At 65.4% G+C, this 9,546-nt stretch carries 9 protein-coding genes; 8 read left to right on the top strand and 1 reads right to left on the bottom strand.

The genetic code is table 11. The features are described from left to right. Nucleotides 1-476: MurR/RpiR family transcriptional regulator (locus tag AC1DRP_RS31365; protein ID WP_476770541.1), on the bottom strand; the 476-nt coding region annotated here is incomplete at its 3' end. A 153-nt stretch (nucleotides 477-629) separates the two neighbouring features. On the opposite strand from AC1DRP_RS31365, the gene AC1DRP_RS31370 reads away from it, so the two are divergent. From AC1DRP_RS31370 to AC1DRP_RS31405, 8 genes are all read left to right on the top strand, one after another. After that, nucleotides 630-1,895 carry an NAD(P)/FAD-dependent oxidoreductase gene (locus AC1DRP_RS31370; protein WP_441507083.1) on the top strand — a complete coding sequence of 422 codons (1,266 nt, stop codon included), beginning with the start codon at nucleotides 630-632 and terminating at the stop codon, nucleotides 1,893-1,895. 247 nt (nucleotides 1,896-2,142) lie between these two features. Next, on the top strand, nucleotides 2,143-2,919 hold the full coding sequence (locus AC1DRP_RS31375) for a DeoR/GlpR family DNA-binding transcription regulator (protein WP_476770542.1): 777 nt from the start codon (nucleotides 2,143-2,145) through the stop codon (nucleotides 2,917-2,919). A gap of 138 nt (nucleotides 2,920-3,057) precedes the next feature. Then, nucleotides 3,058-4,602, top strand: a complete 1,545-nt coding sequence (glpD, locus tag AC1DRP_RS31380; RefSeq protein ID WP_441507081.1) for a glycerol-3-phosphate dehydrogenase — start codon at nucleotides 3,058-3,060, stop codon at nucleotides 4,600-4,602. Between the two features lie 123 nt (nucleotides 4,603-4,725). Further along, entirely contained in the window at nucleotides 4,726-6,219 is a 1,494-nt protein-coding gene (locus AC1DRP_RS31385; RefSeq protein ID WP_476770543.1) for a carboxypeptidase M32, read from the top strand. A 111-nt stretch (nucleotides 6,220-6,330) separates the two neighbouring features. Then, a complete protein-coding gene (locus tag AC1DRP_RS31390; protein WP_476770544.1) occupies nucleotides 6,331-7,122 on the top strand; it encodes a DeoR/GlpR family DNA-binding transcription regulator in 792 nt (263 codons plus the stop codon). A 131-nt stretch (nucleotides 7,123-7,253) separates the two neighbouring features. Further along, nucleotides 7,254-8,243, top strand: coding sequence for a phosphate/phosphite/phosphonate ABC transporter substrate-binding protein (gene phnD, locus AC1DRP_RS31395; RefSeq protein WP_441507078.1), 990 nt, complete (start codon nucleotides 7,254-7,256; stop codon nucleotides 8,241-8,243). A gap of 23 nt (nucleotides 8,244-8,266) precedes the next feature. After that, nucleotides 8,267-9,064 carry a phosphonate ABC transporter ATP-binding protein gene (phnC, locus tag AC1DRP_RS31400; RefSeq protein ID WP_476770546.1) on the top strand — a complete coding sequence of 266 codons (798 nt, stop codon included), beginning with the start codon at nucleotides 8,267-8,269 and terminating at the stop codon, nucleotides 9,062-9,064. Beyond that, the coding region (locus AC1DRP_RS31405) for a PhnE/PtxC family ABC transporter permease (RefSeq protein WP_476770545.1) at nucleotides 9,061-9,546 on the top strand (486 nt) is incomplete at its 3' end. The genes phnC and AC1DRP_RS31405, both read left to right, overlap by 4 nt.

Genomic DNA, 9,546 nt, shown 5'->3' on the forward strand with positions numbered 1-9,546 from the left:
AGGTACTGGAGCTGGTTGGCGAGATACTGGGCGAGGCCCCGCTCCGTCTGGAAGCCCGTGACATAGACGGCCGAAGCCGCGGCAAGCCGCCTGGCGACCCGCTTCCATTCATCCGTCTGGGCCAGCTCGTAGATGGCCACCAGGCCGGAGATCTCGAGCTGCAGGCCGCGGGCGAGCTGATCCTCGCCGGCCAGGCTGCGCTGCTGGAAATCGCGCAACCGGTCGCTGATCAGCCAGGGCCGGTCGCCGATATCCTGTCTGAGCTGTTCCTTGAGATCCTTGAAGCTCTTGTAGCCGAGCGAACGGCAGAAGCGCCCAACCGTCGGCTCGCTGACCTCGACCTTTTCGGCCAGGCTCCCAGCTGTTTCGAACGGCACGCTGTTCAGGCGCGCCAGCATGTAGCTCGCGAGCGCCTTGTCGGCCTTGGAGCCGTCTTCAAGGCAAGCCTGCAGTCTCTGGCGCAGCGTCTGGGTCATGGGTTTGCCCGGTTGATGGCGCAATCAAGAAATTTTTCTTTCATAGTGTCAAACGATTTTTCTTTTCTTGCATATCTCTGAAAAATGAGGCTTCTCGAACGGGTCGCCCGGCCTTTGGGTCGAGCGCGACGCGAGTGATGCCGCCGAGGAGCGATGGGCCAAACGATCAAGCAATCCGACGTCATCGTGCTGGGCGCGGGCATCGTCGGAGTCAGCGTGGCGCTGCATCTGCAGGCTCGTGGTCGTGCGGTGACGCTGATCGACAAGGGCTTGCCCGGCGCCGAAACCAGCCACGGCAATGCCGGCCTGATCGAGCGTTCCTCGGTGATTCCCTATGCCTTCCCGCGGGACCTCTCCACGATCCTGGCCTATGCCTCGAACCGCTCGGTCGCGGTCCGCTATCAGCCGGATTTCCTGGCGCAGATCCTGCCCTGGCTCGCCCGGTACTGGTGGCACTCGGCAAGCGAGCGATTGAACCGCGCCGCCCGGGAGATGCTGCCGCTGATCGAGCGCTGCATCGGCGAGCATGAGCATTTCGCGGGGCCGGCCGAGGTCGAGCCGCTGATGCGTCGCGAAGGCTGGATCGAGTATTACCGGTCAGCGCGCAGCTTCGAACGTGCAGCCGAAGGCGCGGCCGAGCTTGGTCCGTTCCAACTGTCCTATGACGTCCTCGACAGACAGGCGCTCAATCGCCGGGAGCCGGCCCTGCAGGGCGATATCGCCGGCGCACTGCACTGGCGCGATCCGGTCACCGTCAGCGATCCCGGCGCCGTGACCCGCGCCTATGCGAAGCTCTTTACGGCGCGTGGCGGCGAGCTCGTCACCGGCGATGCGAAGGGCCTGGAACAGAACGGCGCGGCCTGGGCGATTACGACACCGCGTGCGCAGTATCGCGCCGAAGCGGCCGTCATCGCGCTCGGCCCCTGGTCGGACGATCTCTGTCGGCGTTTCGGCTACCGTTTCCCGCTCGCCTACAAGCGCGGGTACCACATGCATTACGAGGCGCAGGGCAATGCTGTGCTGAACCACCCGATCTGCGATGCCGAGGCCGGTTTCGTGCTGTCGCCGATGATGCGCGGCATCCGCCTGACCACAGGCATCGAACTCGCGGCCCGTGACGCCCCATCCGACACGCGGCAGATGAAGCAGGCGGAGCAGATCGCACGGCGCATCTTCCCGCTCGGCAAGGCGGTGGATCCCGCACCCTGGCGCGGGGCACGTCCGTGCCTGCCCGACATGAAGCCGATCATCGGCAAGGCGCCACGGCATGACGGGCTCTGGTTCACCTTCGGCCACGCGCATCACGGCTTTACGCTCGGGCCCGTCACCGGTCGCCTGCTAGGAGAAATGATGACCGGCGAAGAGCCGTTCACCGATCCGCGCCCCTACGCCGCCGAGCGCTTCACCCAACGTGGCTGAATAGGGATCCGAGGCTTGCTCGGTTGCGCTGCGATCATGGGGCGGCCAGCAGCGCCTGGAGCGGCCGCGAAATGGCACCTACTCCGGCGCCAGCATCGGCGTCCTGATGCATGACAGCTCCGGGGCTCCCTCAAGACTCGCTGATCCGGCGGGGCGAGTCTGGCGCAGCGTAATCAGACATTCACATTTTGCGTGATTTTGTTGCAAACTGAAAGCTAATCGCAATCACACTTGCAGTGACAGGCTCATGGATCAGCTCAGCACCCCTCGGCAKGCCGAGATTCTGGCCACGGCGCGATTGCAGGGAAAGGTCGGCGTCGACGAGCTGGCCGCTCGCTTCGATGTGAGCCCCCAGACGATTCGCAAGGACCTCAACGAGCTGTGTGACCGCAGGCTGATGACCCGCATCCATGGCGGCGCCGTCATCGCTTCGGGGGTCGAGAACGTCGCCTACGAGGCCCGCCGCTTCATTGCGCAGGCCGAAAAGCGCGCCATCGGCGAAGCGGCCGCCCGGCTGATTCCCAACAACGCCTCGCTCTTCATCAATATCGGCACCACGACCGAGGAGGTCGCGCGCGCCTTGATGCAACATGAGGACCTGATGGTCATCACCAACAACCTGAATGTCGCGACGCTGCTGTACCGGCAGCCCAGGATCGACGTAGTGTTGGCCGGCGGGCCGGTCCGGCGCACGGATGGCGGGTTGATCGGCTCGAGCACGGCCGAGTTCATCAGCCAGTTCAAGGTCKATTATGCCGTGATCGGGGCCTCGGCCATCGACGAGGACGGTGCGCTGCTCGATTTCGACTTCCGTGAGGTCAAGATCTCGCGCGCGATCATCGATAATGCACGGCGGGTGATGCTGGTTGCCGACCGGCTGAAACTGGAGCGGGCGGCCCCGATCCGCATCGGGCACCTTTCCGAGGTCGATGTCTTCGTCACCGACGAACTGCCCTCGCCCGCGTTGCGAACCCTATGCAAAGGTGAGGCCGTCCAACTCGTCGAAGTCGGCCGCCGGGATTGAGCCGCAACTCGCCCCCTATTCGGGCGAACGCGCCGTGCTGGCCGAGCCATTGCTTTCGCTTTTAGGTTCACCTATTCAAAAATCATCATCAAAACGAAATCAAACCTGAAACTATCACCCGCCAGCCGGAGAGACGCCGTGACCGCCGTTCCCGAGATTGCCGCCCAGCCATATGATCTCGCGATCATCGGCGGTGGTGTGAATGGCTGCGGCATCGCGCGCGACGCATCCGGCCGCGGCGCCTCCGTCATCCTGTTCGAACAGAGCGACCTCGCCAGCGCGACCTCCTCGGCCTCGACCAAGCTGATCCATGGTGGTCTGCGCTATCTCGAGCATTACGAGTTCCGGCTGGTGCGCGAGGCGCTGATGGAGCGGGAGGTGCTCTGGCAGCTTGCGCCGCACATCATCCGGCCGCTGCGGTTCGTGCTGCCGCATCACAAGGGCCTGCGCCCGGCCTGGCTGCTGCGGCTTGGTCTCTTCCTCTATGACCATATCGGCGGCAGAAAGCTCCTGCCGCCGACCAGCACTATCGACCTCCGGCACGCCCCGCAGGGCGAGCCGCTGAAGCCGGAGCTGGTGAAAGCCTTCGAGTACTCGGATTGCTGGGTCGAGGATTCGCGGCTCGTCGTGCTGAACGCAGCCGACGCGGCAGCGCGCGGCGCGGACATCCACACCCGCACGAAGGTGCTCCATGCCGAGCGCGAGGGTGACGCCTGGCGAATCACGACCGTGCGGGACGGCGTGCGCAACAGCGTCCGCGCCAAGGCCCTGGTGAATGCGGCCGGGCCCTGGGTCGGGCAGGTGCTGAACGGGATCGTCCGCTCGAACACGCAGGCCGCCGTGCGCATGGTCCAGGGCAGCCATATCGTGGTGCGCAAGCTCTACGAGCATGACCGCTGCTATATCTTCCAGAATTCCGACGGCCGGATCGTCTTCGCCATTCCCTATGAGCGCGACTTCACGCTGATCGGCACGACCGATCGCGACTACCACGGCGATCCCGCGACCGCTTCGGCCACGGCCGAGGAGATCGACTATCTCTGCGCGGCGGCAAGCGAGTATTTCAAGCAGCCGGTGACGCGTGAGGGCGTCGTCTGGACCTATTCCGGCGTTCGGCCGCTCTATGACGACGGCGCCTCCATGGCTCAGGAAGCAACGCGCGATTATGTCCTGACGCTCGACGCACCCGAGAGGGAGGCGCCGCTATTGTCGGTCTTTGGCGGGAAGATCACCACCTATCGCCGGCTGGCGGAGGCTGCAATCGCGCGCCTGGCGCCGCATGCGGGCTGGGCGAAGCAGCCCGGCTGGACTGTCAGCGGCCCCTTGCCGGGGGGCGACTTTCCGGTCACCGGCTTCGATACGCTCGCAGCCTCGCTCAGTGCCGCGCATCCGTGGCTGCCGCGCGAGACCGTCACCCGGCTCGCCCGTGCCTACGGCACCCGGGCCCGCGATATCCTTGATGGCACAGGCTCGCTCGCTGACCTTGGCCAGCATTTCGGCGCCGATCTCTATGAGCGCGAAGTCCGCTACCTCATGCGTGCGGAATGGGCCGAGCGGGCCGAGGATGTGCTCTGGCGCCGGAGCAAGCTCGGGTTGAGGCTGTCGGAGGCCGGCGCCCGGACACTCGACGCCTTCATGACCGCGACCGCGGAAGCACGCCTCGCCCCTGCGACGCGAGGCTGATCTCCTGCAGTTCATCCATGGGCTTGTGAGGCGCCCGCCTGCTCCCGTGCGCTTGATCAAGCCCTGGGAATGACGCACCACTTTGCGCCCTGCCCTACGGCTACCGGATTGCGAGTTTCCGCCATGACTGCCTATGCCGAGATTTCCGCCCATTTCAGCCGCGTCGCCGCCCTGTCCAATGCCATTGGCATCCTGCAATGGGACAATGACGCGATGATGCCAAAGGGAGCGGCCGATACGCGGGCCGAGAGCATGGCGTTGCTGCATGTGCTGCGCCACGGCATGGTGACCGAGCTGCGTATCGGCGACTGGCTATCAGAAGCCGAGGCCGATACGACGCTTGGCGCCTGGGAGCGGGCGAATCTGCGCGAGATCCGGCGCAGCTGGACGGTCGAGACCGCGTTGCCCAGCGATCTGGTCGAAGCATCGAGCAAGGCAGTTTCGGCCTGTGAGATGCGCTGGCGCCAGGCCCGGGCCGATTCGGATTTTGCCGGCCTGCTGCCCTTTCTGGCCGAGGTGCTCAAGCTTCAGCGCGAGATCGGGCGGGCCAAGGGCGAGCGGCTCGGGCTCTCGCCCTATGATGCGCTGCTGAATGATTACGAGCCCGGCGRCCGCGCGCAGCGGATCGAYGGGCTGTTCGACGATCTCGCGGCCTTCCTGCCGGGGTTCACGCAGGAGGCGCTGGCAGCGCAGGCCAGGCGGCCTGCCGCCCCGAGTCTGGAAGGGCCCTTTCCGATCGAGGCGCAGCGCCGGCTCGGCCTGAAGATGATGGCGGCGCTCGGCTATGATTTCGAGCGTGGCCGGCTCGACATCTCGACACATCCCTTCTGCGGGGGTGCCGACAATGATGTGCGTATCACCACCCGCTATGACGAGGCCGACTTCACCAAGGCCCTGATGGGCGTGTTGCACGAGACCGGTCATGCCCTCTACGAGCAGGGCCGCCCGCAAGCCTGGTTGAGCCAGCCGGTCAGCCATGCGCGCGGCATGAGCCTGCACGAGAGCCAGTCGCTGCTGATCGAGATGCAGGCCTGCCGGAGCCATGAATTCATGAGCTTCGCGGCACCGCTGATGCGCGAGGCCTTTGGCGCGAGCGGTGCGGCCTGGGACGCCGGGGCCCTGTGGCGCAATGCGACGCGGGTCCAGCCCGGCTTCATTCGCGTCGATGCCGACGAGGTCACCTATCCCGCCCATGTCATCCTGCGCTATCGACTGGAGCAGGCCCTGATTGCGGACGCCATGCCGCTCTCGGAGCTGCCCTCGGCCTGGAACGAGCAGATGCGGCAGCTGCTCGGCATCACGCCGCCGGACGACCGTCTCGGCTGCTTGCAGGACGTGCACTGGCCGAGCGGCGGCTGGGGCTATTTCCCGACCTATACGCTCGGTGCGATGACGGCCGCGCAGATCTTCGACGCAGCCTGCCGGACCCAGCCGGAGATCCTGCCCGCCATCGGGCGCGGCGATTTCTCCCCGCTCCTCGACTGGTTGCGGACCAACATCCACAGCCAGGGCTCGCTCTACGAGACGGACGAGTTGCTGACCCGCGCCACCGGCCGCCCGCTCGACGCTGGAGTGTTCAAGGCGCATCTGCGCCGACGCTATGTCGGAGAAGGGTGACTTCGCCCGCAATAGAGCTGGCAGAAATGTAAGATATCTTCCACAATCGCGAACAGGCCGCGCGCGGCGCTCCCGCGCCCGGCTCTCTTCGTCCAGGTGCAAGAGGTCGACATGTCAGCGCGCGGCGCAGCCTCCCMGAAACCCGCTGCCCTGACGCGCCGCCAGCGCAGCGTGCTTGCGGCGGTCCAGGAGCTCGGGTTCGTCACGATCGACGGGCTCGCAAGGGAATTCGAAGTGTCGAGCCAGACGATCCGGCGCGACATCATCAAGCTGCAGCAGGCCAATTACCTGCACCGCTTCCACGGCGGTGCCGGCCTGACGGACGGCACGTTCCGCCCCGGCTACGCGCAGAAGCTGACGACGGCTCCCGCCGGCAAGGAGCGGATCGGCAGAGCGGTGGCGGAGATGATTCCCGACGGCGCATCGGTCTATCTCGATGTCGGAACGACGGTCGAAGCCGTCGCGCGGGCGCTTTTGAGCAAGATGACTCTGCGGATCATCACCTGCAGCGTCTCCGTCGCGATGATCTTCTGCTCCCACGGCAAGTTCGACGTGTTCGTGACGGGCGGCAGCGTCCGTGGCGCGAACGGCTCGCTCGTCGGCAGCGTCACCACCGAAAGCCTCAAGATGTTCAGGGTCGATTATGCGGTGATCGGCTTCGGCGGCTTCGACGATGACGGCGCGCCGATGGATTTCGACCTGGAGAAGATCGCGGTGCGGCAGGTGGCGCTGGCCCATTCCCGCCATGGAATCGCGGTCGCGGATGCTTCCAAGTTCGGCAAGGCCGGCGTTGCCCGCGTCGCGCCGCTCTCGGCCTTCCATGCTCTGGTGACCGATAACGAGCCGCCCAAGCCCCTGCGCCGCCTGTTCGACACGGCTGGCGTTCGCTGCGTCGTGGCATGATGCACGATTTGAGAGGATAGCCGGCAAAATCATGATTGCATGATCGTTCCCGCGCATTATGATCATTTCAGATCAACCGCACCGGCCGCTCAGGCCGCCAGAAGATGCGGCAGAGAATCTGGAGGGAACGGATGGTTCGGATTTCGCTGGCCGCGCTCGGCGCGGTAGCCATGGGGCTCGCCCTGGCATCGCCCGCCCATGCACAGAGTTGCGCAAATCGCGGCACGCTCGATGCGCGTTATTGCGATGCGGATAACGATCTTCTCGCGGATACGCCGAGCGACAAGGCGCAGCAGAAGAACCCGGATACGCTGGTCTTCTCCTACACGCCGGTCGAGGACCCGGCCGTGTACGAGAACGTCTTCTCCGATTTCCTGGCCCATCTCAGCAAGGTCACGGGCAAGCGTATCCGCTGGTTCTCGGCAGAATCCTATGCGGCCCAGATCGAGGCCATGCGCTCGGGCCGCCTGCATATCGCGGGCGTCGCCAGCGGCCCCACGCCGTTCGCGGTCAATCTTGCCGGCTTCGTCCCGATCGTTGCCATGGAGCGCCATGACGGCGGCGTCGGCTATACGCTGCAGCTGATCGTGCCGAAGGACAGTCCGATCAAGAGCATTGCCGATCTCAAGGGCAAACGCGTCGCCCATGTCGCGCCCTCCTCAAATTCCGGCGACACCGCGCCGCGCGTCTTGTTCAAGGACAAGGGGGTCGAGCCGGGCAAGGACTATGAGGTGCTGTACTCCGGCAAGCACGACAACTCGATCATGGGCGTCGTGAACAAGGATTATGACGCCGCTCCCGTCGCATCGAGCGTGGTCGACCGCATGAGAGCCCGCGGCATGTTCAAGCCCGACGACCTGCGCATCGTCTATGAATCGGCGCCCTTCCCGCGGACCGCTTTCGGCATTTCGCATGACCTCGCGCCCGAGCTGCAGGACAAGATCAAGCAGGCATTCGCGACCTTCGACTTCAAGAACTCCAAGTTGGCCAAGGAGTTCAAGGACGAGAAGGGCTTCAAGGCGTTGAGTTACAAGGCCGACTGGGCCGATATCCGGACGATCCAGCGGGATACCGGCATCGTCTATACCCAGGACGGCCTCTCCAAGCTGAAGCCGGATTGATGACGACCCCTTCCGGCACGCCGCTGCTGCGGATCGAGGCGCTCGAAAAAACCTACCCGACGGGCAAACGCGCCCTGGCTGGCGTCGATGTCACSATCGACCGTCCGCAGGTCGTCGCGATCATCGGCTCATCGGGCGCGGGCAAGAGCACGCTGATCCGCTGTATCAACAGGCTGGTCGAGCCGACGGCCGGGCGCATCCTGCTCAATGGCGGGGATATTGTGGCTCTCGATCGCAAGGGGCTGCGAGCCGCGCGGCGGCGGATCGGCATGATCTTCCAGGAGTACAATCTGGTCGAGCGGCTGACCGTGATGCAGAACGTGCTCTCGGGCCGGCTCGGCTATGTCGGCCTGTTCGCTTCGCTGCGCTACCGCTTTCCGCCGGAGGATATCCAGTCGGCCTTCGCGCTTCTCRACCGCGTCGGGCTCGACGGCTACCACAATCAGCGCGCCGACGCCCTGTCGGGCGGGCAGCGGCAGCGCGTCGGCATTGCACGCGCACTGATGCAACGGCCCGATCTGCTGCTGCTCGACGAGCCAACGGCCAGCCTGGACCCGAAAACCGCCCGCCAGATCATGCGGCTGGTGCGCGAACTGGTCTCCGAACGGCAAACGCCAGCGATCATCAATATCCACGACGTCGCGCTGGCAAAGGCCTATTCCGACCGCATCATCGGCCTGCGCGACGGCGTCGTCGTCTTCGACGACGGGCCGGCCGAACTGACGGACGAGGTTCTCTCGGTCATCTATGGCGACGAGGACTGGATCCTGCCCGGTGAGGGCGACGACGAACCCGCGCCGGCGCTTAGTTCCGCCTCATGAGCGCCACCGCCTCCCCCGCCTATCCGACCACATGGCGGCCGCCGAGCCTGTTCGGCAGCCGCCGGCGCCGATTCATCTTCTGGGCCGCCGTCGTTGCCTATGTGATCTGGTCGGTGTCCGACCTCAATATCGACGGCAACCGCATCCTCGCCGGCCTGCCGCGCGCGCTCGATATCTTCGCGCGCATGTTCCCGCCGGATTTTTCGCGCTGGGAGATGCTGCTCTCGGGCATGGTGGAGAGCATCCAGATCGCGATCGCCTCGACGATCGTCGGCGCCCTGCTCGCAATCCCGATCGGGCTGGCTGCCGCTGCCAATCTCTCGCCGCGCCCGCTCTATTTTCTGGCGCGCGGCTTCATCGTGATCGGGCGGACCTTCCATGAGGTCATCATCGCGATCTTCTTCGTGAAGCTGTTCGGCTTCGGCCCCGTCGCAGGGCTGCTTACGCTCGCCTTCTCCTCGGCGATCTTCCTCGGCAAGATG

It is taken from the genome of Allobosea sp. 01N443 (assembly GCF_056399325.1).

Coding starts and splice junctions, on each gene's coding strand:
- AC1DRP_RS31370 (WP_441507083.1), top strand. CDS start 630: ATGGGCCAAACGATCAAGCAATCCGACGTCATCGTGCTGGGCGCGGGC.
- phnD (WP_441507078.1), top strand. CDS start 7,254: ATGGTTCGGATTTCGCTGGCCGCGCTCGGCGCGGTAGCCATGGGGCTC.